The sequence below is a fragment of the Guyparkeria hydrothermalis genome, from assembly GCF_023555385.1.
Taxonomy (GTDB): Bacteria; Pseudomonadota; Gammaproteobacteria; order Halothiobacillales; family Halothiobacillaceae; genus Guyparkeria; species Guyparkeria hydrothermalis_A.
The window spans coordinates 1,438,906-1,463,783 of sequence record NZ_JAJSED010000001.1 but is presented as its reverse complement, the minus strand read 5'-3'; the positions used below and the strand labels follow the sequence as shown (position 1 = coordinate 1,463,783).

The 24,878-nt window shown below is 66.0% G+C and carries 25 protein-coding genes and 1 tRNA gene; 17 read left to right on the top strand and 9 right to left on the bottom strand.

The features are described 5' to 3' along the window. Positions 1-89: 89 nt before the first annotated feature. Positions 90-911 (bottom strand): outer membrane protein assembly factor BamD, encoded by an 822-nt coding sequence (locus LV476_RS06740; RefSeq protein WP_250074656.1) that lies wholly within the window; start codon positions 909-911, stop codon positions 90-92. Between the two features lie 223 nt (positions 912-1,134). Between LV476_RS06740 and rluD the strand changes: the two genes are divergently transcribed. The 9 genes from rluD to pyrE all read left to right on the top strand — a co-directional run bounded on the left by rluD (position 1,135) and on the right by pyrE (position 10,329). Continuing rightward, complete coding sequence (gene rluD, locus LV476_RS06735) at positions 1,135-2,127, top strand: 23S rRNA pseudouridine(1911/1915/1917) synthase RluD (protein WP_250074654.1); 993 nt, start codon at positions 1,135-1,137, stop codon at positions 2,125-2,127. Further along, entirely contained in the window at positions 2,108-2,881 is a 774-nt protein-coding gene (gene pgeF, locus LV476_RS06730) for a peptidoglycan editing factor PgeF (protein WP_250074652.1), read from the top strand. The genes rluD and pgeF overlap by 20 nt, the downstream gene beginning before the upstream one ends. A gap of 16 nt (positions 2,882-2,897) precedes the next feature. Next, positions 2,898-3,422: a glycine cleavage system protein R gene (locus tag LV476_RS06725; protein ID WP_250074649.1), complete on the top strand. Its 525-nt coding sequence runs from the start codon at positions 2,898-2,900 to the stop codon at positions 3,420-3,422. A gap of 2 nt (positions 3,423-3,424) precedes the next feature. Next, positions 3,425-3,916, top strand: coding sequence for a peptide deformylase (def, locus tag LV476_RS06720; protein WP_250076283.1), 492 nt, complete (start codon positions 3,425-3,427; stop codon positions 3,914-3,916). A gap of 118 nt (positions 3,917-4,034) precedes the next feature. Beyond that, on the top strand, positions 4,035-4,907 hold the full coding sequence (locus LV476_RS06715) for a DMT family transporter (protein WP_250074648.1): 873 nt from the start codon (positions 4,035-4,037) through the stop codon (positions 4,905-4,907). 113 nt (positions 4,908-5,020) lie between these two features. Next, entirely contained in the window at positions 5,021-5,848 is an 828-nt protein-coding gene (locus LV476_RS06710; RefSeq protein WP_250074644.1) for a UDP-2,3-diacylglucosamine diphosphatase, read from the top strand. A 93-nt stretch (positions 5,849-5,941) separates the two neighbouring features. Continuing rightward, positions 5,942-8,530 (top strand): ATP-dependent chaperone ClpB, encoded by a 2,589-nt coding sequence (gene clpB, locus LV476_RS06705; RefSeq protein ID WP_250074641.1) that lies wholly within the window; start codon positions 5,942-5,944, stop codon positions 8,528-8,530. A gap of 112 nt (positions 8,531-8,642) precedes the next feature. After that, positions 8,643-9,629, top strand: a complete 987-nt coding sequence (locus tag LV476_RS06700; protein ID WP_250074639.1) for a TIGR00341 family protein — start codon at positions 8,643-8,645, stop codon at positions 9,627-9,629. Positions 9,630-9,681: 52 nt separating this feature from the next. Then, a complete protein-coding gene (gene pyrE, locus LV476_RS06695; protein ID WP_250074638.1) occupies positions 9,682-10,329 on the top strand; it encodes an orotate phosphoribosyltransferase in 648 nt (215 codons plus the stop codon). Between the two features lie 100 nt (positions 10,330-10,429). Here the strand turns inward: pyrE and rpsT are convergent, their stop codons facing one another. After that, a complete protein-coding gene (gene rpsT, locus LV476_RS06690) occupies positions 10,430-10,690 on the bottom strand; it encodes a 30S ribosomal protein S20 (protein ID WP_058574633.1) in 261 nt (86 codons plus the stop codon). A gap of 161 nt (positions 10,691-10,851) precedes the next feature. On the opposite strand from rpsT, the gene LV476_RS06685 reads away from it, so the two are divergent. Both LV476_RS06685 and LV476_RS06680 read left to right on the top strand, forming a co-directional pair. After that, a complete protein-coding gene (locus LV476_RS06685) occupies positions 10,852-13,062 on the top strand; it encodes a primosomal protein N' (RefSeq protein ID WP_250074636.1) in 2,211 nt (736 codons plus the stop codon). Between the two features lie 84 nt (positions 13,063-13,146). Beyond that, a complete protein-coding gene (locus LV476_RS06680) occupies positions 13,147-13,485 on the top strand; it encodes a P-II family nitrogen regulator (RefSeq protein WP_250074634.1) in 339 nt (112 codons plus the stop codon). A gap of 6 nt (positions 13,486-13,491) precedes the next feature. Here LV476_RS06680 and LV476_RS06675 read toward each other — a convergent pair whose 3' ends face one another. The 5 genes from LV476_RS06675 to LV476_RS06655 all read right to left on the bottom strand — a co-directional run bounded on the left by LV476_RS06675 (position 13,492) and on the right by LV476_RS06655 (position 18,280). Beyond that, positions 13,492-14,568: an NAD(P)/FAD-dependent oxidoreductase gene (locus LV476_RS06675; protein ID WP_250074633.1), complete on the bottom strand. Its 1,077-nt coding sequence runs from the start codon at positions 14,566-14,568 to the stop codon at positions 13,492-13,494. Positions 14,569-14,703: 135 nt separating this feature from the next. Beyond that, a tRNA-Gly gene (locus LV476_RS06670) sits at positions 14,704-14,777 on the bottom strand. Positions 14,778-14,840: 63 nt separating this feature from the next. Next, complete coding sequence (locus LV476_RS06665) at positions 14,841-15,995, bottom strand: PilT/PilU family type 4a pilus ATPase (protein WP_250074632.1); 1,155 nt, start codon at positions 15,993-15,995, stop codon at positions 14,841-14,843. Between the two features lie 32 nt (positions 15,996-16,027). Further along, the gene (locus tag LV476_RS06660) at positions 16,028-17,173 is read right to left on the bottom strand and encodes a PilT/PilU family type 4a pilus ATPase (protein ID WP_250074629.1); all 1,146 of its coding nucleotides are present in this window, start codon (positions 17,171-17,173) and stop codon (positions 16,028-16,030) included. 57 nt (positions 17,174-17,230) lie between these two features. Next, the gene (locus tag LV476_RS06655) at positions 17,231-18,280 is read right to left on the bottom strand and encodes a type IV pilus twitching motility protein PilT (protein WP_250074627.1); all 1,050 of its coding nucleotides are present in this window, start codon (positions 18,278-18,280) and stop codon (positions 17,231-17,233) included. Between the two features lie 132 nt (positions 18,281-18,412). Here LV476_RS06655 and LV476_RS06650 point away from each other — a divergent pair, with 132 nt between their 5' ends. The 5 genes from LV476_RS06650 to metW all read left to right on the top strand — a co-directional run bounded on the left by LV476_RS06650 (position 18,413) and on the right by metW (position 22,401). Beyond that, positions 18,413-19,081 carry a YggS family pyridoxal phosphate-dependent enzyme gene (locus tag LV476_RS06650; protein ID WP_250074625.1) on the top strand — a complete coding sequence of 223 codons (669 nt, stop codon included), beginning with the start codon at positions 18,413-18,415 and terminating at the stop codon, positions 19,079-19,081. Positions 19,082-19,157: 76 nt separating this feature from the next. Then, on the top strand, positions 19,158-19,997 hold the full coding sequence (proC, locus tag LV476_RS06645) for a pyrroline-5-carboxylate reductase (protein WP_284047418.1): 840 nt from the start codon (positions 19,158-19,160) through the stop codon (positions 19,995-19,997). A gap of 37 nt (positions 19,998-20,034) precedes the next feature. Beyond that, on the top strand, positions 20,035-20,586 hold the full coding sequence (locus tag LV476_RS06640) for a YggT family protein (RefSeq protein ID WP_250074621.1): 552 nt from the start codon (positions 20,035-20,037) through the stop codon (positions 20,584-20,586). A gap of 16 nt (positions 20,587-20,602) precedes the next feature. After that, positions 20,603-21,799, top strand: a complete 1,197-nt coding sequence (gene metX / locus LV476_RS06635; protein ID WP_250074619.1) for a homoserine O-succinyltransferase MetX — start codon at positions 20,603-20,605, stop codon at positions 21,797-21,799. Next, on the top strand, positions 21,796-22,401 hold the full coding sequence (gene metW / locus LV476_RS06630) for a methionine biosynthesis protein MetW (RefSeq protein WP_250074618.1): 606 nt from the start codon (positions 21,796-21,798) through the stop codon (positions 22,399-22,401). The genes metX and metW overlap by 4 nt, the downstream gene beginning before the upstream one ends. Before the next feature lie 36 nt (positions 22,402-22,437). On the opposite strand, the gene LV476_RS06625 is transcribed toward metW, so the two are convergent. Further along, positions 22,438-23,037, bottom strand: a complete 600-nt coding sequence (locus LV476_RS06625; protein ID WP_250074616.1) for a class I SAM-dependent methyltransferase — start codon at positions 23,035-23,037, stop codon at positions 22,438-22,440. Between the two features lie 53 nt (positions 23,038-23,090). Then, positions 23,091-23,552 (bottom strand): transcriptional repressor, encoded by a 462-nt coding sequence (locus LV476_RS06620; protein ID WP_250074614.1) that lies wholly within the window; start codon positions 23,550-23,552, stop codon positions 23,091-23,093. 251 nt (positions 23,553-23,803) lie between these two features. Between LV476_RS06620 and LV476_RS06615 the strand changes: the two genes are divergently transcribed. After that, complete coding sequence (locus tag LV476_RS06615) at positions 23,804-24,829, top strand: MBL fold metallo-hydrolase (protein ID WP_250074612.1); 1,026 nt, start codon at positions 23,804-23,806, stop codon at positions 24,827-24,829. Positions 24,830-24,878: the final 49 nt, after the last annotated feature.

Here is a 24,878-nt window from a genome sequence, read left to right as displayed (position 1 = left end):
AACTGGACAAAAGATAAGGGCCGACGGCATGCCGTCGGCCCTTATCTTTTCCCGTCGTGCCGGATGTCGGCAGCGGTTGGTCAGCCGGTTCAGGACTCCTCGGCGTTCGCCTCGAGTGTGGCCTCGAGCACCTGCTCGGCGTCCGCCTTCTCCTTTTCCAGCCCCAGCTTGCCGTAGGCCTCGATCAGCAGTTCGAGTGCCGGGATGGTCGAGGTCGAGCCGTTGTACTTCTCGAGAGCGGCCTGTGCGCGGTTGGCCGCGGCGAGCCAGGCCTTGCGGCGCATGTAGTACTGGGCGACCTGGACTTCGTGGCGCGCCAGCGCGTTGCGCACGTCGATCAGCCGGCGGCTGGCGTCGGTGACGTACTGGCTTTCCGGGTACTGCTGTACCAGCCGGGAAAATGCGCGGTATGCATCCTCGAGTACCGACTGGTCACGCTTGGAGAGGTCCGGCGGGGCGATCTTGTTGATCAGCGAGTCGCCGCGGCTCATGTTCGCCAGGCCCTTGAGATACAGGGCGTAGGCCACATGATCTCCTCGAGGATGCAGCTGGATGTAGCGATCCGCCGCGGCGATCGCGGAGTCCGGCTCGTCGTACTTGTAGTAGGCGTAGGCGACTTCCAGCTGTGCCTGCTCGGTATACGCGCCAAACGGGTAACGGCCTTCGAGGGTCTCGTACTTCTTGATAGCGGTCTCGTAGTCGGCGCGACGCATCGCGTCGTTCGCTTCCTGGTAGAGCTGCGCCGCCGAGGCGGTCGGGTCGGACAGATCGACCCGCTCCTCGTCGTTCTTGGAGAACCAGGAGCAGCCGCTGGCGAAGGTGACCATGCCGGCGATCAGAGCCGCTCGGGCAAGTTGCCGGGGGAGGGATCGGCGGGTTGCCGGGCGGGGACGGTCGCGATGCTCGATCATGATCTGGATGTAGGGCCGCTTGCCGTTGGTGAGTGGCCGCCTGCCCCTGCCGACCGCGCCGTGCGGCGCGTTGATGGGGCGGGCGTTAACGGCTAATCTTCGCAGATCATCTAGCAAAAACCAACCAGTTGCCGGGCGGGTGTTTACCCGTCTTTTTCATGTCTCGACGAACCGCGCTATAACGCGCTTTCGTCGCCACTCGATGGCGGATGTAACGATATTGATGGACGTAGAGCGTACCTTGCCGATACCCACCGAGTTCGCCGGCATGCGACTCGATCAGGTGGCGGCCCAACTGTGGACCGATTTCTCACGCAGCCGTCTGCAGGCGTGGATCAAGGCGGGTGAGCTGACGCTCGACGGGAAAAAGGCGCGCCCGCGCGATACCGTCCTCGGTGGCGAGACGTTGTCGCTATCGGCCGAGCTCGAGCAGCAGAGCGAGGATCAGCCGCAGGAGATCCCGCTCGACATCGTCTTCGAGGACGAACACCTGCTGGTGGTGAACAAACCGGTGGATCTGGTGGTCCACCCCGGGGCCGGCAACCCCGATGGTACGCTGGTCAATGCGCTGCTCCATCACGATCCCGACCTGGCGCTGCTGCCGCGCGCCGGGGTCGTGCACCGACTGGACAAGCAGACCAGCGGCCTGCTGGTCGTGGGCAAGACCCAGGCCGCGTACCAGACGCTGGTGGCCGAGCTTGCCGAACGGCGCATCGGACGTGAATATGACGCGGTGGTGGTCGGGCACGTGATCGCCGGTGGAACGGTCGATGCCCCCATCGGCCGCCACGCCCGCGATCGACAGCGCCAGGCCGTGGTGCCGCAGGGCAGGCCGGCGGTCAGCCACTACCGGGTCGTGGAGCAGTTCGGCGAACACACCTGGTTGCGCGTGAAGCTGGAGACGGGGCGGACCCACCAGATTCGCGTGCACATGGCGCATATTCGCCACCCGATCGTGGGCGACCCCGTCTACGGTGGCCGGCCGCGGCTGCCGCCCGGCGCCGAAGACATGCTGGTGGACGTGCTGCGCCATTTTGGCCGGCAGGCACTGCACGCCCGGCGATTGACGTTGCGCCACCCCGAGAGTGGCGAGACGCTCTCGTTCGAGGCGCCGATGCCCGATGATATGGACGAACTGATCGAGCTGTTGCGCGATTACCGCGATGGCCATGACGAAGGAGAGGCCGAGGTTATCTATGTCCCGGATCCCGACTGACACCCCGCAAGGCAGTCGTTTTATCGAAGCCACCTGGCCGGCGCCGGGCGGGGTGCGTGCCGGTGTGACCACCCGGCTCGGTGGCCACAGCCGACCGCCGTTCGACGCCTTCAATCTGGCCCGGCACGTCGGCGACGACGACCAGGTCGTGGCGGCGAATCGCGACGAGCTCATCGACATGCTCGACCTGCCCGAGGCGCCCCGCTGGCTCAGTCAGGTGCACGGCACTACGGTGGTCGGCCCCAATGTGCCCGGCGACCAGCCGAAAGGCGATGCCGCCTATACCGACCAGCCGGGCGAGGTGCTGGCAGTGCTGACGGCCGACTGCCTGTCGATCACGCTGGCCAGTCACGATGGCCGCGAGGTGGCCGTCGCCCATGCCGGATGGCGGGGGCTGGCGGCCGGCGTGATCGAGCGCACGGTGGATCGCTTCTCGGTGGCCGGCGACGAGTTGATGGCCTGGCTCGGTCCGGCGATCGGTCCGGCCCATTTCGAGGTCGGCGAGGAGGTGCGCGAGGCCTTCATGCGCGAGCATCCGGCGGATGCCTCGGCCTTCCGTACCGCGGCTGAGTCAGGCAAGTATCACGCGGACCTGTTCGCCCTGGCCCGGGCGCGGCTGCGCCGGCAGGGCATCACGCGGGTCTATGGCGGCGAGCGCGACACCTTCGCCCAGGCCGACCTGTTCTACTCCTACCGCCGCGATCGGGGCGAGACCGGCCGCATGGCCACCCTGATCTGGCGCGAACAAGACTGACGAGAGGAATCCCGAGATGACAAAACCCTGGCTCCTGCTGACCCTGGTCGGGGCGGATCGGCCCGGCATCGTCGCCCAGGTGACCCGCGTGCTCTTCGGCGTGGGTGCCGAACTGGGCGAGACGGCCATGATGCGCCTCGGAAACCAGTTCGCCATCATGATGATGGTGCGCGGCGCCGGCACGCCGGAGGAGGTCACGGGGCTGCTGGAGTCGACTCGGGCGGACTTCGATCTCAAACTGCACGTCGACGAGATCAACGCGGCGCTGCACCAGCACCGCGAGCCGGACGTGTCGGTGACTGTCCACAGTGCCGATCGCAGCGGTATCGTGGCCGACGTCACCGCGGCCCTGCTCGAGGCGGGCATGAACATCCTCGACCTGCGGTCCGACGTTGGCGGCTCGGCGGACAAGCCGATCTACATCATGCAGATCGACGGCGAGAGCAGTGACGGTATCGAGCCGATCGAGGAGTGCGTCGCGCGGCTCGCCGATCAGGGGCTGACCGTGCGTGTCACCCCGCTCCAGACCATGCGGGGGTGAGTGTGGAGCCCTTGCCGATACTTACCTACCCGGACGAGCGCCTGAAGACCGAGTGCGAGCCGGTCGAGCAGTTCGACCCGGAACTGCGCGAATTCGCCGAACACCTGCAGTACACCGCCGACCAGGGGCCGTCCGCCGTGGGCATCGCCGCGCCGCAGGTCGGGCGGATGCAGCGCCTGTGCCTCGTCGACGCCACGCGCGCCAAGCGTCCGGTGGACAACCACGGACCGCTGGTGCTGATCAATCCGGCCATCACGAACTGGAAGGGTTTTGCCGTCGGCCGCGAGGGCTGCCTGTCGATCCCCGACTACACCGGCAAGGTGATCCGCGCCGAGACCATCGAGCTGACCGCGCAGAACGTCGAGGGGCAGACCGTGACCTTCAAGATGAAGGGCTTCGAGGCCCGCATCGCCCAGCACGAAATCGATCACCTCGACGGCATCCTGTTTCTCGATCGGCTGGTCAGCCGGCACGCGGACCTGCGCGAGCGGTAACCTGCTGACCCGGAACACCTTCTAGGCTCCCCTCTGCTATCTTCCGTGGGGCGCGGGCCCCTCCACTTGGCTCGTGCGTCTGTCGGTGCGGCATCCGTCAGACCCTTGCCCTGGGGAGGTGCCCATGGGCGTCGTGCTGGTCATACTGGCCGCCTTTCTCTGGGGCGTGTCCGGCGGCATTGCCGCCATGCTTATCGAGCGGGGCTGGGACCCGCTGGTCGTGTCCTTCTATCGCGGCGCGATCGGTTTCGCCTGTTTCGCCGCCTGGTGGCTGGTTCGTTCGGGCACGCTCCCGCTGCCGGATCGCAAGACACTCGGCTGGGCCGCGTTGGCTGGTGTCGGGGTTGCCGGCAACTTCGTCTTCTACTTCCTCAGCATCTCGCACGCCAACGTCGCGGTCGCCGTGACGCTGATGTACATGGAGCCGATCTATGTCTATCTGGTGTTGCTGGCGATCGGTGCGGCACGACTGACACCGGCCTTGGTGTTCGCGATCGCCGCAGTGGTGTTCGGGGTGGCGCTCCTGACCCAGCTGATCGGCGGGAGCCCGATCGATGAGCTGTCCCTGTTCGGCGTGGTGGCCGGTCTGCTCTCCGGCATCGCCTACGCGCTCTTCTTGTTCGGTTTCCAGAACGCGACCCGGCACGCTTCCCCCGTGGTGGTGCTGGGTGTCGCTTTCGCGGTCTTTCTCCTGATCCTGGCGCCGCTCGTCGACCACGGTCAGGTCGTTGCCGCGCCGCTGTCCGACGACGTGCCGCTGTTCCTGCTGCTGGGGCTGTTCGGCGCCGGTCTGTCGTTCTTCCTGTACGTGCTCGGGCTACGGACGGCCCCGCCAGTGTCCGTCTCGCTGGTCGCCGCGGTCGAGCCGGTCACCGCCACTCTCTTCGCCCTGTTGGTGCTGGGGCAGGGACTCGCGCTCGGGCAATGGCTCGGCATGCTCCTGATTCTGGGGACCGTCGCCGCGCTGAGCATCAGGCAGCGCCCGGCATGAGCGGGTGGCCGCGGAGTCTGTTATCGAATCGTGATCCGGCTGACACGTGACGGTCACCGGGTTGCGGGATAAGGGAGTTCTCTTGTTCCCACCGCGCTTAGAGAGGTGCCCGGATGGATCGCGTCAGCCAGCCCCGTCACTATCGAACGGTTATCGTCTCGGACGTGCATCTCGGCACGCCAGATGCCCGCCCCGAACGACTGCTTTCCTTTCTGGACTCGATCCGGTGCGAGACTCTGATCCTCAACGGTGATCTGCTGGACGTCTGGCAAATGCAGCGCCGTCGCTGGTTCTGGTCGCCGGCCAAGAGCCAGCTGTTCCAGCAGCTGGGTCGGCTGGTCGAGTCGGGTACTCGGGTCGCGTACGTGCCGGGCAACCACGATGACTGCTTTCGCACCTTCGTTGGCCAGACATTCGCAGGGGTTTCGCTACACCGCGAGTTGTACCTCACGCTGGCCGATGGCCGCCGGGCCCTGGTGCTGCACGGTGACGAGTTCGATGCCGAGATAGCCCCATCGTTGCCGGCGCGTTGGCTTGGTGATCTCGGCTACGGCTGCCTGTTGAGGCTTGACCGTCTTGTTCGGCGCTTCGGTGGCGATCACCGGCACGGCGCCCTGGTGCGAGGCATTAAGACCCGGCTGTCCGGGGCGATGTCGCACGTCGCCCGCTTCGAGGTGGCGGCCCTGCGACACGCCCGCCGCGAGGGTGTGGATGTGATCGTCTGTGGCCACATTCATCACGCCAATCTTCGGGAATGCGACGGGATTACCTACGCCAATAGTGGCGACTGGGTCGAGGGCTGTTCCGCGCTGGTCGAGCATGCGGATGGCACTCTCGATGTGATCGGCTGGGACGGGCCGACTGCTCACAGGATGCCCCTGCTTGCCGAGCGCTCGCCCGAATCCGAGCCCGAGGTGCCGGTAGCCGTCGGCGGTGGCTAAGCCGCCCGGCGCCCCTTGAATCCGTCGATGGTGTGCCTACATTCCTAGGCAGTTACACGAATTCCGACGGCATACGAGGTGCTTTCAATGCGGATGGACAAACTGACCGCCAAGTTCCAGACGGCGCTGGCCGACGCGCAGTCGCTGGCCGTGGGCCAGGATCATCAGTTCATCGAGCCGGTCCATCTGATGGTGGCCCTGCTCGACCAGGAAGGCGGCACCGTGCGTCACCTGCTGACGCAGTCCGACATCAACGTCAACCTGCTGCGCTCGCAGCTGGGTGAAATGCTCGACCGGATGCCCGCCGTCTCCGGCGGCGAGGCCGGCGAGGTGCACATCTCCAACGATCTGTCGCGCCTGCTCAACGTCACCGACAAGCTCGCGCAGCAGCGCAGCGACCAGTACATCTCCAGCGAGCTGTTCGTGCTCGCGGTGATCGAGGACAAGGGCGAGCTGGGCGAGACCCTGCGTCGCGCCGGCGCCTCCAAGGGAGCGATCGAGAAGGCGATCGAGAAGCTTCGTGGCGGGCAGTCGGTCGACGACCCGAACGCCGAGGACGCTCGCCAGGCCCTGGAGAAGTACACCCAGGATCTCACCGAGCGCGCCGAGCAGGGCAAGCTCGACCCGGTGATCGGCCGTGACGAGGAGATCCGCCGCGCCGTGCAGGTGCTCCAGCGGCGCACCAAGAATAACCCGGTCCTGATCGGCGAGCCCGGCGTGGGCAAGACCGCCATTGTCGAAGGGCTGGCCCAGCGCATCGTCAACGGCGAGGTGCCGGAAGGACTGAAGGACAAGCGCGTGCTGGCGCTCGACATGGGCGCGCTGCTCGCCGGGGCCAAGTTCCGCGGCGATTTCGAGGAGCGCCTCAAGGGCGTGCTCAATGATATCGGCAAGGCCGAGGGGCGGGTGATCCTGTTCATCGACGAGATCCACACCATGGTCGGTGCCGGCAAGGCCGACGGGGCGATGGACGCGGGCAACATGCTCAAGCCGGCCCTGGCTCGCGGCGAGTTGCACTGCATCGGCGCGACCACTCTCGACGAGTATCGCCAGTACATCGAGAAGGACGCCGCGCTCGAGCGCCGCTTCCAGAAGGTGCTGGTCGACGAGCCGTCCACCGAGGACACCATTGCGATCCTGCGCGGCCTGAAGGAGCGCTACGAGGTGCACCACGGCATCGAGATCGGCGATCCGGCGATCGTGGCCGCCGCCCAGCTCTCGCAGCGCTACATCACCGACCGGCAGCTGCCGGACAAGGCGATCGACCTGATCGACGAGGCCGCAAGTCGCATCCGCATGGAGATCGATTCCAAGCCGGAATCGATGGATCGCCTCGAGCGGCGCCTCATCCAGCTCAAGATCGAGCGCGAGGCACTGAAGAAGGAATCCGACGAGGCCTCGAAGAAGCGCCTGGCCAACCTCGAGGAGGAGATCGAGGCACTCGAGCGCGAGTACTCGGACCTCGAGGAGATCTGGAAGGCGGAGAAGGCGGCCGTTGCCGGCACCACGCATATAAAGGAGGCGCTCGACCGGGCGCGCACCGAGTTGGAAACCGCGCGCCGGGCGGGGGATCTGACCCGCATGTCCGAGCTGCAGTACGGTCGCATCCCGGAACTCGAGCGCGAGCTGGCCGAGGCACAGACTCAGGAGGAGCAGACCGATACCGAGAAGCCCAAGCTGTTCCGTAGCACGGTGGGTGCCGAGGAGATCGCCGAGGTGGTCTCTCGCTGGACCGGCATTCCGGTTTCCAAGATGCTCGAGGGCGAGAAGGACAAACTGCTGCGCATGGAAGAGGCGCTGGGCAAGCGGGTCATCGGTCAATCCGAGGCCGTCGAGGCAGTCTCCGATGCCATCCGCCGCTCGCGGGCCGGCCTGTCCGACCCGAACCGTCCCAACGGCTCGTTCATGTTCCTCGGCCCCACCGGCGTGGGCAAGACCGAGCTGACCAAGGCGCTGGCGACCTTCCTCTTCGATACCGAGGAGGCGATGGTGCGCATCGACATGTCCGAGTTCATGGAGAAGCACTCCGTGGCCCGGCTGGTCGGGGCGCCCCCGGGATACGTCGGCTACGAGGAGGGTGGTTACCTGACCGAAGCGGTCCGCAGGAAGCCATACTCGGTGATTCTGCTCGACGAGGTCGAAAAGGCGCATCCGGATGTCTTCAACATCCTGCTGCAGGTGCTCGACGACGGCCGTCTGACTGACGGGCAAGGGAGGACGGTGGACTTCCGCAACACCGTGATCGTGATGACCTCCAACCTCGGTTCGCAGCGGATCCAGGAACTGGCCGGTCAGGATGCCGAGTACGAGCAGATCAAAACCGAGGTGCTCGAGATCGTCGGCCAGCACTTCCGGCCGGAGTTCATCAACCGCGTCGACGACGTGGTGGTCTTCCACCCGCTCGACCGCAGCGAGATCCGCCGGATCGTCGACATCCAGATCGAGTACCTGCGCAAGCGGCTGGCCGATCGCGAGATCGAGCTCTCGCTCAGTGACGCGGCGCTCGACACGCTCGGCGAGGCTGGTTTCGATCCGGTCTACGGCGCACGGCCGCTCAAGCGGGCGATCCAGCAACGACTGGAGAACCCGCTGGCCCAGGCGATCCTCAAGGGCGAGTACCTGCCCGGCGAGACGGTTGTGGTCGATGTGCGCGACGGCGAGCTCACGCTCGGCAAGAGCTGATCGGCGCCGGCTGTTGTTCAGCCGCTGACAGCCCGCAGGCCACCGGTGGCAACTCGCCGCCGGTGGCCTTTTCGGTTAAGGTTTGCCGGCCCCCAGAGACAAGGACTCCCGCGTGGCCCTCAAGATCATCGAAATCGTCGCTCCGGCCAGCGAGAAGGCGGCCATCGGCCGCATCGCCGACTCGCACGACGTGGTCGACTGGTGGCGGACCTCCTCGTTCGAGGATGAGCGCTTCTCCACGGAACTGGTTGTCCGCCCCGAGGGCCAGCAGGAGGTGCTGGACGACCTGCAGCGCATCCTCGATCGCTGCGAGAATGCACGCATCATGATTCGGGGCGTCCAGGCGACGCTTCCGGCAGCGCAGGACGAGGAAGGCGAGGAGGAGACGCGCAAACGGACGGCGGCCCGCTCGCGGGAGGAGCTCTACGCGGAGGTCGCCGGTGGCGGCAGCATCACCTCCACCTACCTGCTGCTCTGCGGGCTGTCGGCGGTGGTGGCCGCCATGGGAATGTTCGAGGACAGTGCCGCGGTGGTGATCGGTGCGATGGTGATCGCGCCACTACTGGGACCGAACCTGGCGCTCGCCCTGGGCACAACGCTGGGAGATACCGACCTCTCCCGTCGCGCGGTGGCGGCGAATCTCACCGGCCTGAGCCTGTCGGTGGGACTGGCGCTGCTGATGGGGCTGGTGCTGGATCCCGTGACCAACAGCCAGCTGCTCGATCGCACCAATGTCAGTTACCCGGCCATGATCCTGGCGCTGGCCTCGGGCGCGGCGGCCGTGCTGTCACTGACCTCCGGCGCGGCCGCGGGGCTGGTCGGGGTGATGGTTGCCGTCGCACTGATGCCGCCGGCCACGGCACTGGGGCTGTTCGTCGGCTGGGCGCAATGGGACAATGCGCTGGCCGCTGGATTGATGCTCGCGATCAACATCGCGGCCATCAATCTCTCGGCCAAGCTGGTGTTCGTGCTCAAGGGCATCTCGCCGCGGCACTGGCCGGAGAAGACCCGCGCCCGTCGGTCGGTGCGCTGGTCGTTCGCCTTCTGGGGCGTGTCGCTGCTGGTGCTGGCCGGACTGATCTGGCTGGCCAAGTACTAGCGCCGCCCGTACACCCGTCATCCATTTTTCGCATCACGAGGAAGATTGACCCGTGCAGGATTTCCGTCAGGCCTTCGTCCAGTTCGCCGTGGAGCATGAGGCGCTCCGCTTCGGCGAGTTCACGCTCAAGTCCGGGCGTGTCAGCCCCTACTTCTTCAATGCCGGCTCCTTTGCCGACGGCCAGGGATTGTCGGCGCTGGGAGGCTTCTATGCCGATGCCATCCTGGATGCGGGCATCGAGTTCGACGTGCTGTTCGGCCCGGCCTACAAGGGCATCCCGCTGGCGGCGGCCACCGCGATTGCGCTGGCCGAGCGCACCGGCGAGCCGATTCCCTGGTGCTTCAACCGCAAGGAGGCCAAGGATCATGGCGAGGGCGGCAATCTGGTGGGGGCGCCGCTTTCGGGGCGGGTGCTGATCATCGACGATGTGATCACCGCCGGAACGGCCATTCGCGAGTCGCTGGAGTTGATCCGGGCCAACGGCGCGACGGCCGTGGGCGTGGCGGTGATGATGGATCGTCAGGAACGGGGGCAGGGCGAGCTCTCGGCCATCGGTGAGCTCAAGCGCGATCACGATCTGGACGTGGTGGCGATCGCCAATCTCGACGGCCTGATCGAGTTCTGCGCCAAGGATGACAGCCTGGCCGGCTCGGCCGAGGCGATGGCCGCCTACCGCAAGGAATACGGCGTGGCCGACTGAGTCGTTCCGTTTCCTTCACGGCAATGAAAAAGGCCCCGCGGTAACGCGGGGCCTTTTGCGTGCATCGTGTTGTCGGGCGCCGGCAAGCCGGCGCGCGCGATCAGATGGACTTGATGCGGTTGACCAGAGTCGACTTGCGACGCGCAGCCGTGTTGCGCTTGAGAATGCGCTTGGTAACCATCCGGTCCAGGATCGGCTGGGCTTCACGATAAGCTTGCTGCGCCTTGTCCGCATCACCGTCCTTAACGGCCTTGATGACGGCCTTGTAGGCGGTGCGTACCTGCGAGCGCATCGCCATGTTGTGCTGGCGGGCTTTCTCCGCCTGGCGAACGCGCTTTTTGGCTTGAGCGGTATTGGCCACGGGTTAACTCCTCGAATTCGGCTATAAAACTGGTGAGCTTGATGGAAACATCAATTCAAGGCGCGGGATTATGCCATACCGGTGGGTGTAGTCAAGAACAATCCCGTCGCGCCTGAAGGCAGGCAGCCACCGCAAGCGGGCGCTGGGGTATCCTGCCGGGCATGGATCACGATCATACCGCCAATGCCCACCATGCCGCGAGACCGACCTGCTGGACGGTGGTCGTGCCGGGTCCCTTCTTTGGCGGCTTCACCTACCACCTGGAAGCCGGGCAGACACCCCCTTGTCCGGGGGCGCGTGTGCGAGTGCCGTTCGGCAAGTCCGAGCGAGTGGCTGTAGTCATCGAGGCCGCCGAGCCGGACGGTCAGGAGACCCGCCCGATCGCCGCCGTGCTTGATCCGGAGCCGCTTCTGGATGACCGGACTCTGGCCTGTCTGCGCTGGGCGGCAGCCTACTATCACCATCCGCTGGGCGAGGTGGTCTTCGCCGCGCTGCCCAAGGCGCTGCGCGGCGAGCGCGAGCTGCAGGTCGAGGCCCTGAGCCTCACCGAGTCAGGTCGACAGGCGCTGGAAGACGGCGCCGCACGTGGCGAACGCCAGCGTGAGGCCCTGGCCACCCTGAAGGATGCGGATGACGCCGTGCCGGCGACCGCTCTGGCCGCCGCGGCCGTGCGGCGGCGGCTGATCGAGCACGGCTGGGCGCAGATCGTATCCATGACGGCGCCGGCCGACTGGCCATCGTCGAGCGAAAACGACAAGACGACGGCCCCCGCGCTGAAGAACGAGCAGGCGGTGGCCGTGGAGGCGGTGGCTGCCGGCCTGGCACGTTTCGGTGCCTGGCTCCTGCAGGGGGTGACCGGGAGCGGCAAGACCGAGGTCTATCTCGCCCTGATCGAGCAGGTGCTGGAAAGCGGCCGGCAGGTGCTGGTGGTGGTGCCGGAAATCTCGCTGACCCCGCAGCTGATCCAACGCTTTGCCCGGCGGCTGGATGTTGTGCCCGCCGTGCTCCACTCGGGGCTGGCCGACGGGGAGCGCCTGGCGGCCTGGCGTGCGGTTGCCGCCGGCAAGGCGCAGCTTGTGATCGGCACCCGGTCGGCGGCGTTCGTGCCGCTGCCGAAGGCGGGCCTGATCGTGGTCGACGAGGAGCATGATGCCGCGCTCAAGCAGCAGGAAGGCTTCCTCTATCACGCGCGCGACGTGCTCGTCTGGCGGGCGCGGCAGCTGGATGTGCCGATCCTGCTCGGGTCGGCCACCCCGTCCCTGGAAACCCTGCGGCATGCCTGGGATGGTCGGTATCATCATCTGCACCTGACCGAGCGGGCGACGGGCGCTCCCATGCCGAACATCCACTGCCTCGACATCCGTGCGCAACCGATGGAAGGGGGGCTGTCGCCGGCGCTGATGCGCGCCATCGAACGTCACCTGCTCGCCGGCGGGCAGGTAATGCTCTATCTCAACCGTCGTGGCTATGCCTCGAGCCTTGTCTGTCATGCCTGCGGTTGGGTGGCCGGCTGCCCCCATTGCGATGCGTTTCTCACTTGGCACCGGCAGGCCGGCCGGCTGCGTTGCCATCACTGCGGTTTCGAGCAGGGCGTGCCGGCGGATTGCCCATCCTGCCAGGCTCCCCTGTCGGTGCGAGGCATGGGCACAGAGCAGCTCGAGGACGTGCTCGCCGCTCGATTCCCGGGATTCGGCATTGTCCGGCTCGACCGGGATGCGACTGCCGGGAAGGGGGTAATGGCCGAGAGCCTGGCGCGCGTCGCGCGCGGCGAGGCGCGCCTGGTGGTCGGGACGCAGATGCTGGTCAAGGGACACGACTTTCCGGGCGTGAGCCTCGTCGGGGTGGTCAATGCCGATCAGGCCCTGTTTGCCTCTGATTTCCGCGGCCCGGAGCGGTTCGCCCAGTCGCTGCTCCAGGTGGCCGGGCGAGCAGGGCGCGCCGAGCGGCCGGGCGAGGTGCTGGTCCAGACCCACGATCCCGAGCACCCCGTGCTGCGTCGATTGTTGAGCGAGGACTACGAGGCGGTGATGGCAGCCGAGTTGGCCGAGCGCGAGCAGGCCGAGCTGCCGCCGACGCGCTTCGCCGCGCTGGTGCGTGCGGATGCGCCGAATGGGGCGGCCGCCCGGGCGTTTCTCACCCGGGTCGCCGACGACCTGCGGGAGCGCCAAGGTGACGAGCTGGCCGTCTGGGGACCGGTGTCGGCCCCGCTGGCTCGTCGCGCCGGGCGATACCGTTTCCAGCTGTTGCTGCTTGCCCGGGTGCGCAGTGTGCTGCATCAGGCGCTCTGGCAGGTGGACGAGTCGGTCGGCAGTCGTCGCCCCGGTCAGGGGCTGCGCTGGTCGGTCGACGTCGACCCGATCGATCTCGCCTGACAGCGGCGGCCGGGTCGTGCATTACACTGTGGGCAGCCCGTCTGTATTGGGCCGCAAAACCTATTCACTACGGAGAGTAGAGACGTGAAGAAGATCGAAGCGATTATCAAGCCGTTTCGGCTGGACGATGTCCGTACCGCCCTGATGGACCTCGGCATCAACGGTCTGACCGCCACCGAGGTCAAGGGCTTCGGTCGCCAGAAGGGCCATACGGAGCTGTACCGCGGTGCCGAGTACGTGGTCGACTTCCTGCCGAAGGTGAAGTTGGAGGTGGTGATCAGCGACGATCAGGAGGATGCGGTCGTCGATGCCATCGTCAAGGCTGCCTACTCCGGCAAGATTGGCGACGGCAAGATATTCGTCTCACCGGTCGAGCGCGCCGTGCGCATTCGCACCAGTGAGGAAAACGAGGACGCCCTTTAAGGCCGATCAGGTGTCGAGCAGACGCTCGACCCGGTAGGGCGCGGGGTCCAGCGTGGTGGGCTTCCCGGTCATCATGCCGGCCAGCAGGTCGGCGGTGGCCGGGGCCATCGCCAGGCCATTGCGGAAGCCGCCCGTGTTCACCCACAGCCCCTCGATCGCCGGGTGCTCGCCCAGTACCGGCAGCTCGTCGACCGATCCCGGTCGCAGTCCGGCCCAGCGATGGGTGATGCGCGCCCCGGCCAGTGACGGCCAGAGTCGGCAGGCTGCGGCATGCAGCCGGGCCTGGGCGGTGTCGTCGACCGTCTTGTCGAATCCGGCATGCTCGACGGTCGAGCCGATCACCACCGAACCGTCGACGCGCGGGATCAGGTAGACCCCTTCGTCCATCAGGATGTGGTCGAGGCCGTTTTGAGCGCGCGGTTCGAGTCGGAGCATCTGTCCGCGCACCGGGAAGAGGCTGTCCTCGCGCATGCCCGGCACCAGCGTCTTGCTCCAGGCACCGGCGGCGACCACCACCCGCTCGGCGGCGAGGTCACTCGCCGGCGTTCTCACCCCCTCGACCCGCCCCGATCGGGCAAGCACTTCCTGTCCGGCTCGATGTGCGAACAGTTCGATGCCGCGAGCGCGCACGGTGTCGACCAGGGCTTCGAGCAGCCTCGGGTTGCGCACGTTGGCCACCTCGGGCAGCCACAGGGCGGGCTGATCGTCACCCGGCTGCCATTCGTGCTGGATGCCGGCCTGCGCGAGCGTGGTGGTGATGCCGTCCCGTGTCTCGCCCGGCCCCACGGGGTCGAGAATCCGCATCCCCGAGACGATCCGCTCCGGGTCGATGCGCGAGTCGAGCGAGTCGATTAGCGCGGGGTAGCGCCGCATGCCCTCGGCGGCCATGGCGAGCACCGGTGTAGGGTAGCGCCAGGCGTACAGCGGGCAGAGGATGCCGCCACCCGCCCAGGAGGCTTCGGTTCCGGGTGGGCCGCGATCGAGTAGCGCTACCGACGCGCCGCTCTCCCGCAGTGCGAGCGCACTAGTCAGGCCGGAGATGCCGGCGCCGATGACGATGATGTCGAAGCGGGTCGAGGTCACGGGGAGGTAAGGCCACCAGGCGGCAGATCCGGACGGACTCGGGATTACCCCGCGGCCGGCGACGAATCAGGAGCGGGCGGGGATTTCCATGCCGCACTCAGACGGCTGTCGGCCCGAGGAGGCGTCCGGGAAAACTGGAGCGGGTGAAGGGAATCGAACCCTCGTCTTAAGCTTGGGAAGCTTCTGCTCTACCATTGAGCTACACCCGCGAGAGACGGGGATTATCGTGGCCTGCCGGCACAAACGCAAGCCGGCCGCGACGGTTGCGAGGATCACTCCAGTGGCGGCAGTTCGTTGCTGTCCGAGCTGTCGCTCTTGATGCCGCTGGAGTCGGCGGCGGCGGCCTTGAGTTCGTCCTGGCCGCTGCCGAAGCTGATCAGCCATTCCATGTTGCTGCGGCTGTCCGCGTTCGCCAGCGCTTCCTCGCGCGTGATCAGGCCCTTCTTGTGCAGTTCCAGAATCGACATGTCGAAGGTCATCGCACCGCTCGAGGTGTTCTTCTGCATCGACTCCTTGATCGCATCGATCTCGCCGCGCTTGATCAGGTCGGAGACCAGTGGCGTGTTGATCAGGATCTCGACGGCCGGCAGCCGCTTGCCGCCACTGCCGATGATCAGCCGCTGGGAGATGATCGCCTTGAGGTTGAGCGACAGGTCCATCAGCAGCTGGTCGCGCGACTCGGACGGGAAGAAGCGGATGATGCGGTCGAGTGCCTGGTTGGCATTGGTGGCGTGCAGCGTGCTGATGCACAGGTGACCGGTGTCGGCGTAGGCGAGGGCATGCTCCATGGTCGCTCGGTCACGCACCTCGCCGATCATGATGACGTCCGGGGCCTCCCGTAGTGCCTCCTTGAGGGCTGCTGCGTAGGAACGGGTATCGACGCCGACCTCGCGCTGGTTGACCACCGAGTTGCGGTGGCGGAAGGCGTATTCCATCGGGTCCTCGACCGTCAGGATGTGCCCCGGCCGCGCCTCTGCCCGGTAGTCGATCATCGACGCGAGCGTGGTCGATTTGCCCGAACCGGTTGCCCCGACCACCAGGATCAGCCCGCGGCGCTCGGTGATCAGCTCTTCGACCACCAGCGGCAGGTTGAGGTCGGCCGCACGCGGAATTTCCGCCTGGATGTAACGGATCACCAGCGACCATTCGCCCCGCTGCTGAAAGACATTCATCCGGAAGCGGCCGATGCCAGGTCGTGACAGCGCGACGTTGAGTTCGAGGGTCTCGAGAAATTCGTCGATCTGGTGCTGGTTTAGCACCGAGCGGGCCAGTTCCTCGACCTGACCGCTGCGCAGTCGGTCCTTGCCGATGAAGCGCATTTCCCCCTGGATCTTGACCGCGGGGGTGGTGCCGCTGGAAAAGTACAGGTCCGAGCCTTCCTTCTCGGCGAGTAGTTTCAGGTACGGTTCGAGGCTCAGTTGGCTCATGTTGCAGCGTCCTGGTCAGGTGGTCGGCCGGCTTAGTCGGATTCGACCTTGAGTTCGTCTTCCGCGTCGTCATCGCGGCTCTTGGGCAGGCCGCGCTGGCTCTCGAGCTTGATGCGCAGACGCAGGTCGTTGACCGAGTCGGCCTTGCTGAGTGCCTCGTCGTAGTCGACCTGGTAGGCGTCGTACAGGTCGAACAGGGCCTGGTCGAAGGTCTGCATGCCCAGCTCGCGCGAGCGCTTCATGACCTCCTTGATCTCCGACACGTCGCCCTTGAAGATCAGATCGCCGATCAGCGGGGTGTTGATCAGCACCTCGACCGCGGGCACCCGGCCCTCGCCGTCGGTCTTGCGCAGCAGGCGCTGCGAGACCACTGCCTTGAGGTTGAGTGACAGGTCCATCAGCAGCTGCTGGCGGCGATCTTCCGGGAAGAAGTTGATGATTCGGTCGAGCGCCTGGTTGGTGTTGTTCGCGTGCAGGGTCGACAGGCAGAGGTGGCCGGTCTCGGCGAAGGCGATGGCGTGATCCATGGTCTCGCGGTCGCGGATCTCGCCGATCAGGATCACGTCCGGCGCCTGGCGCAGGGTGTTCTTCAGGGCCGCGCCGAAGGAATCGGTGTCCATGCCCACCTCGCGCTGGGTGACGAGGCAGCCCTTGTGCTTGTGGACGAACTCGATCGGGTCCTCGATCGTGACGATGTGGCCGCGCGAGTTCTCGTTGCGGTAGTCGAGCATCGCCGCGAGCGAGGTCGACTTGCCCGAACTGGTCGCGCCGACGAAGATCACCAGGCCGCGGGCCGTCATGGCGATGTCGCCGAGCACGTCCGGCAGCTTGAGTTCGCCGAAGTCCGGGATGTCCGAGCGGATCATCCGCAGCACCATGCCCTCGCTGCCGCGCTGCATGAAGGCATTGACGCGGAAGCGGGCGACGCCGGGGAGCGAAATAGCGAAGTTCGCCTCGTGGCTCTCCTCGAAGTGCGCGACCTGCTTGTCGGTCATGATCGAGCGCACCAGCATCTGGGTGTTCTCGACCGAGAGCTTCTGGTCGGTCAGGTGGACGACCTTGCCGTCGACCTTGGCCGACGGCGGGGCCCCGACCGTGACGAACAGGTCGGAGGCGTTGCGGTCGACGGCCCGCTTGAGGAGGGCCTGTACGTAGTTGGCTGCTTGCTGGCGATCCATCGAGGCGTCCCGGCTGATGCCGCCCGCCCGGCCATCCGGGCCGGAGGGCGTGGTGGGTTACATGAAGTCGTTCTTGTTGGCCGCCCGCGCGCGGGCAAGCTCCTTGGAGATCATGCCGCGGGAGACCAGGTTCTTCAGGTTCTGGTCGAGCGTCTGCATGCCCTGCGCGTGGCCCGTCTGGATGGCCGAGTACATCTGGGCGACCTTGTTCTCGCGGATCAGGTTGCGGATCGCCGGCGTGCCCAGCATGATCTCGTGCGCCGCAGCGCGCCCGCCGCTGATCTTCTTCAGCAGCGTCTGCGAGATGACCGCACGCAGGGATTCCGAGAGCATGGCCCGGACCATGTCCTTCTCGGCCGAGGGGAAGACGTCGATGATCCGGTCGATGGTCTTGGCCGCCGAGTTGGTGTGCAGCGTGCCGAACACCAGGTGACCGGTCTCGGCCGCGGTCAGGGCCAGGCGGATGGTCTCGAGGTCACGCAGTTCGCCGACCAGCACGACGTCGGGATCCTCACGCAGGGCGGAGCGCAGCGCGGCGTTGAAGCTGTGCGTGTCGCGGTGCACCTCGCGCTGGTTGATCAGGCACTTCTTCGATTCGTGAACGAATTCGATCGGATCCTCGACTGTCAGGATGTGGTCGTTGCGATGGTCGTTGATGTAGTCGATCATCGCCGCGAGCGTGGTCGACTTGCCCGAGCCGGTCGGGCCGGTGACCAGCACGATGCCGTTCGGGTAGTCGCAGAGATCCTGGAAGACCTTCGGCGCATCGAGCTGTTCGAGGGTGAGCACCTTGCTCGGGATGGTGCGGAACACCGCACTCGCGCCGCGATTCTGGTTGAAGGCGTTGACACGAAAGCGGGCATGGCCGCGCAGTTCGAAGGAGAAGTCGACCTCGAGGTTGTCCTCGTACTCCTTGCGTTGCCGGTCGTTCATGATGTCGTACACCATGCCGTGGACATCCTTGTGTTCCATGACCGGCACGTTGACCTTGCGGATGTCGCCGTCGATGCGCACGCGGGGCTGCTCGCCGGCCGACAGGTGCAGGTCCGATGCACCGTTTTTGACGGTGAACATCAGCAGGGAGTCGATATCTCGGGTTTCGGCCATGCGATCGTCCTTTCGGGGAGAAGGCCCCGTCTCAAGTCCATTGGTGGTGCCTGTCGAAGGCCGGGATGCCCGCAGTGGCGGGGCTGGGCCTTCGTTGACGACAAGGTAAAACGAACACGCACAAGGTGCAAGATGGAAAACAGAGAAAGCGCGTACCGGGGCATCCGCAAGCGGATCGACGCCGCGATGGCCGAGCGGGAGCAGCACGGCGGCGAATCGCGCCCCGTGCGACTGGTGGCGGTCAGCAAGCGCCAGCCGGTCGAGGCCATCCGGGCGCTGGCCGAGCTTGGTCAGCGGGATTTCGGCGAGAACTACCTTCAGGAGGCGCTCGACAAGCAGGAAGCGCTGGGTGACTTGCCGCTGACCTGGCATTTCATCGGGCCGATCCAGTCGAACAAGACCCGGTTGATTGCGGCGCACTTCGACTGGGTGCACAGCGTCGACCGGGTCAAGCTGGTGCGTCGGCTCGGCGAGCAGCGTGACCCGGCGCGCGGTCCGCTCAACGTGCTGATTCAGGTGAACATCGACGACGAGGCCAGCAAGTCGGGTGCCTCGCCGGATGAGGTGCCGGCGATCGCGGCGGCCTGCGGCGAGCACCCGACCCTGCGCCTGCGCGGGCTGATGTGCATCCCGCGCCCCGGCAACACGGAGGCTTTTAGCCAGCTGGCCGAACTCAATGCCGGCCTGCCGGAGCCGCTGCCGGACCTGTCGATGGGGATGAGCGGCGACTTCGAGGTGGCGATCGCCGAGGGAGCGACCATCGTGCGTGTCGGAACGGCCCTGTTCGGCCCGCGCGACTGACGGCACGGCGCCGCGCTCGGTTGCCATTCGTGTTATTTTCTAGGCCTTCGTTCACGTACAGCTGGCAGGTGAGAGAATGAATGCCTCGCGGATAGCCTTCATCGGAGGCGGCAACATGGCTGCCGCGCTGATCGGCGGCATGGTCAAGGACGCGCCCGAGGGTGCCCGACCGTCGATCGTGGTCGCCGATCCGGACGACGAGCGCCGGCGCTCGCTGGCCGACCAGCTCGGGGTCGAGGTCACCGCCGACAATCACGCTGCCGTCGATGGGGCCCAAATGGTCGTGCTGGCGGTCAAGCCGCAGGTGATGCGATCGGTGGCCGAAGACCTGGCACCGGACCTGGCGCCGGGGCAGTTGGTGGTGTCCATTGCGGCCGGCATCCCGGTGGCCGCGTTGCAGCGCTGGCTAGACGGCCATGCGGCCGTGGTGCGCGCCATGCCGAACACGCCGTCGATGGTCGGTTGCGGCGCGACCGGGCTGTTCGCCGCCGAGGCGGTCAGCCGGGAGCAGCAGAGCGACGCCGAGTCGCTGATGCGCGCGGTGGGCGTGGTTCAGTGGCTCGACGAGGAGTCGCAGATCGACGAGGTCACCGCACTGTCCGGCAGCGGGCCGGCCTACGCCTTTTACCTGATGGAATCCATGCAGGCGGCTGCCGAGGAGCTCGGCATGTCCCCGGACGTGGCCCGGCTGTTGACGCTGGAAACGGTCTACGGGGCGGCGAAGCTTGCCTTGGCTGCCGACGAACCGCCGGCCGAATTGCGCCGGCGGGTCAGTTCCCCGGGCGGGACCACCGAGCGGGCCATCGCCCAGCTCGAGGAGTCCGGCGTGCGCGAGGCCTTCGCGCGTGCGGTTCGAGCCTCGCGTGACCGCAGTCGCGAGCTGGCCGCCGCGATCGATGACGGCTCCGCCGAGTGAGTCGTCCCAATCCCAACCCACGTGTCGAGATGTACAGATGAGCGGTAGCTTCGGGGATCCGAGCGTCTTCCTGGTACGGATGCTGTTCGAGCTGGTGATTTTCATCGCCTTCGCTCGTTACTTCCTGCAACTGTTCCGGGCGAACTTCTACAACCCGGTCACCCAGGCGGTGGTCAAGATCACCGACCCGGTGCTCAACCCGATTCGTGCGGTGCTTAAGCCGGTTGGTCGTCACGACCTGGCGTCACTGGTGTTCGCGCTGGTGATGGTCGCGTTGATGGTCTGGGCGATCACCGCGATGCAGGGTGTCGGCATGAGCGGCACCGGCCTGTTCCTTGGCACGCTCTACTTCGCCTTCCTCACGGTGACCAACCTGTTCTTCTGGACGGTGCTGCTGCGCGCCGTGGCGTCCTGGCTGGGCAATGAGCGCTCTCCGGGCGTGGCCTTCCTCGACGATCTGACTGACCCGGTCGTCGCCCCCGTTCGCCGCGTGCTGCCTCCGATTGGCGGCATCGATCTCTCGCCGCTGGCCGTCTTGCTGATCATCCAGGTAGCGCAGATGGTCGTCGGCAACCTGCTGATGGGCTGAGCCAACGAGGAGTCCGATGAGCGAGTCCGCCCAAGCGAACAACCCGACACACCAGCCCGGCTCGGTAGGTCTGGTCGAGCCCCAGACCGCACGGATCGACACGCCCCTGCTGCTCGACTGCGGCCGGCGCATCGAGCACTACGAACTGGTCTACGAGACTTACGGCGAGCTCAACGAGCGCGCCGACAATGCGGTGCTGATCTGCCATGCGCTCTCCGGTGATCATCACGCGGCCGGCCGGCACCGCCCCGAGGACCGCAAGCCAGGCTGGTGGGATACGGCCATCGGGCCCGGCAAGCCGATCGATACCGACCGCTTCTTCGTCGTCTGCGTCAACAACCTCGGTGGCTGCAAGGGCTCGACGGGACCGCTATCCGAGAATCCCGAGACCGGTCGCCCCTATGGCCCTGACTTCCCGGTCCTTACCGTGCGCGACTGGGTCAACAGCCAGCACGCGCTGATGCGTCAGCTGGGCATCTCGCGCTGGGCGGCGGTCACCGGCGGCAGTCTCGGCGGCATGCAGGTGATGCAATGGGCGATCAGCTACCCCGAGGCGGTGGCGCATGCGGTGGTGATCGCCGCCGCGCCGAAGCTCTCGGCGCAGAACATCGCCTTCAACGAGGTGGCGCGTCAGGCGATCATCACCGACCCGGATTTCCACGACGGCCGCTATGCCGAGCAGGGCGTCATTCCGCGGCGCGGGCTGATGCTTGCGCGCATGCTGGGCCACATCACCTACCTGTCGGATGACGCCATGCGTGCCAAGTTCGGTCGTGAGCTGCGTTCGGGCAAGGTGCAGTACGGCTTCGACGTCGAGTTTCAGGTGGAGTCCTACCTGCGTTACCAGGGCACCAGTTTCGTCGACCGTTTCGATGCCAACACCTACCTGCTGATGACCAAGGCGCTGGATTACTTCGATCCGGCCGCCGAGGCCGACGACGATCTCGCCACGGCACTGGCGCCGGCCACGGCCCGTTTCCTGGTGGTCTCCTTCACCTCTGACTGGCGCTTCTCCCCGGCCCGCTCGCGTGAGATCGTCCGTGCGTTGCTGGCGACCGGCAAGTCGGTGTCCTACGCCGAGGTCGAGGCCCACCAGGGGCACGACGCGTTCCTGATGCCGATTCCCTACTACCACAAGGTACTGCGCGGCTACTTCGACAACATCGCCCGTGATCTGACCGAGGAGACTGGCGCCAAGGAGGCTGACGCATGAACCGCCCTGACTGGGAAATCGTCACCGGCTGGATCCGTGAGAACGCGCGGGTGCTTGACCTGGGCTGCGGCGACGGTGCGTTGCTGCGTCATCTGATCGCCAAGCGCGGCGTGCGCGGCGTGGGGATGGAAGTGGATGACGAGCGGGTTGCGCGCGGGGTGGCCGCCGATCTGAATATCGTCCAGGCCGATCTCGACGACGGCATTCGGACGTGGTTCGGCGCGAACTCGTTCGACTATGTGGTGGTCAGCCAGACCATTCAGGCGATTCGCCACCCGGAGCGACTCCTCGGCGAGATGCTCGACGTTGCCTCCGAGGGCATCGTTACCTTCCCCAACATGGGCTACTGGCGCAATCGTTGGCAGCTGGGCGTGCAGGGCATGATGCCGACCACCAAGGCCCTGCCGAACCCCTGGTACAACACGCCTAACATTCATCTCTGCACCCTGCGCGACTTCGAGTCGCTCTGCGAGGGGCTGGGTATCGAGATTCTCGATCGGGCGGTGGTCGACCAGAACCGTCAAAGTTCGCCGCTGCTGCGCGCGATGCCCAACTGGTTCGGCGAGCACGCCATCTACCGCATCCGCAAACGCGTACCCTGATTCCGCTCGCCGCGCCTCGCTTCCGGTGGGGTGGGGCTATTCCTTCACGGCCCGGTGGACGGTGTAGGTCTTGCCCTGCTTGACCTTGTCGTAGTTGCCGAAACGCTCCTTCATCGTCCGCTTGAAGTACTCGCGCAGGCCGTTGATCGACACGAACCAGACCTCGCCGCCCGGCTTCAGTCCCTGCCAGGTGTCGAACAGCATGATCTGCCACATTTCCTTGCCAACCTTGGCCGGCACGTTCGAGTAGAGCCGGTCGAAGCCCTCGCCGTCGACTGCCGACAGTCCGTTGGACAGCCGTGCCTCGGCATTCTCCAGCCGGTTGCGTCCGAGGTTCCCCTGCGCGTAGTCGACCGCGACGAAATCCTTGTCCAGCAGGACCACGCGGCTGTCGGGGCAGGCCTTCGCCATGGACGCGCCGATCGGGCCGTAGCCGCATCCCAGGTCGACGATGGTGCTGCCGGCCGGCGGGACGGGGGTGTGCTCGAGCAGTAATCGCGTGCCGGCATCGATTTCGCGGGGGGAGAACAGCCCCCAAGTCGAATGCAGCGTCAGGGGCTGGCCCAGCAGTTCGCACTGGATCACCTGGTCGTGCCGCAACGCGGCGATGGCTTGCGGATCGATGGGATGCTTCATGGGGGAATGACGCTATTGGCTGGTGGTTCGGAAAGACGCGGCGGGCGAGAGAGTCAGTGGGTCGCGCGGCAGTTGCGGCAGAGGCCACGCAGCTCGATCACGGCCGACCGTGGCACGAAACCCGTCTCGCTGGCGAGTTTTTTCAGGGCTGCCTGGACCTCCGAGTTGTCGTCCTCGCGGATGTCGCCGCAACGGTCGCAGATCATCAGGATCGCCTGGTGCGCTTCCTGCGGATGCTCGCAGCCGACGAAGGCGTTGAGACTCTCGATGCGGTGGATCAGGCCATGTTCAAGCAGGAAGTCCAGCGCGCGGTAGACCGTTGGTGGCTTGATTTGCTCGCCGTCTCGGGACAGCCGCTCGATCAGGTCATAGGCCTTGGTGGCCTCGTGACTGGACCAGACCTCGCGCAGCACGTCACGCCGAATCGGCGTTAGGCGGGCGCCGGAGCGCGCGCAGATTGCCTCGGCGCGGGCGAGGGCATCGTCGATGCACTGGTGGTGGTCGGCACAGGCCATGGCTTGTCTGCAATCCGGCTGGAGTCAGGCATGATAGCGCAGTTGGCCGAGGTCGAGGGCAGAAGAAAACTTGACTCGGAATCAACAATGTCGATCACCGTGACGTTGAAATTTCTAGACACGGCGATCATTATTTAGAGATAACTAATACACGCGACCCGCCAGTCCAGCCGGTACGGACGCTAAACGGATTCCCGCCCAGAAAATTACAAGAAGCGGGGTCGAGCGGGGGCGCATTCGAGGAGAACACGATGGAATTCGAGAAGCAGTTCCTGGCAACCCGTCGTCGCTTTCTGCGCAACCTGGGGGCAACAGCCGGGCTGGCCGCAGCCCCTCTTGCGTGGTCGTCCCGCGTCTTCGCCGAGGAATCGATGGTGGTCGAGGGGCCGCCGATGCCCGACCTCCCGGCCACCTGGATTGCCGATAACGTCTACGTGATCGTTTCGCCCTGGGGTTTCCCGTCCGAGGCGAACCAGGGAATGATGAGCAACATCACCTTCGTGATCACCGAAAAAGGGGTGGTGATCCTCGACAGTGGGGCCTCGCTGCAGATCGGCCAGATGGCGTTGCGCCAGATTCGCAAGATCACCGACAAGCCGGTGGTGGCGGTATTCAACACGCACTACCACGGCGATCACTGGCTCGGAAACCACGCCTTTGTTCGCGAGAACCCGGACGTGCCGATCTACGCGCACGAGAAGACCGCCTCGGCCATCCGGACCAATCAGGGTGATTTCTGGAAGAGTCTGATGGAGCGTTCCACCGGCAACGCGATTGCCGGCACCGTGGTCACCCCGCCGAATCACGAGGTCGGTCACGGCGACGAGTTCGATTTCGGCGACCTCACCATCCGCGTGCACTTCTACGGCACGGCGCATACCCCCTCGGATATTTGCCTGGAACTGGTCGAGAAGAAGATCGTTCACGTGGGCGATGTGGCCATGAACAACCGCATCGCGTTCATGGACGACGGCAGTTTCCTCGGGACGTTCAAGGTCTACGACGCGCTTGAGGCTGCCGTACCCGACGGCTACTGGATTCCGGCCCATGGTTTTCCGTCCGAGGATCTGATCGAGAACAACCGCATCCTCTTCCTCGGCATCTACGAGGGCGCCGAGAAGGCGGTCAAGGAGATGGCCAGCCCCTCCGAGGTCAAGAAGTACGTGCTCGCCGACGAGCGCGTCCAGCACTACGCGCCGGTGACCAACGGGTTCGAGGAAAACATCGGCAAGTACGCCTCGCTCGCTTACCTCGAGGCCGAAGCGGCCGCGTTCTAGCGAACCTATTGAGAACAGGGCCCGGCGCTGCGTCGGGCCGCTAAGGGAT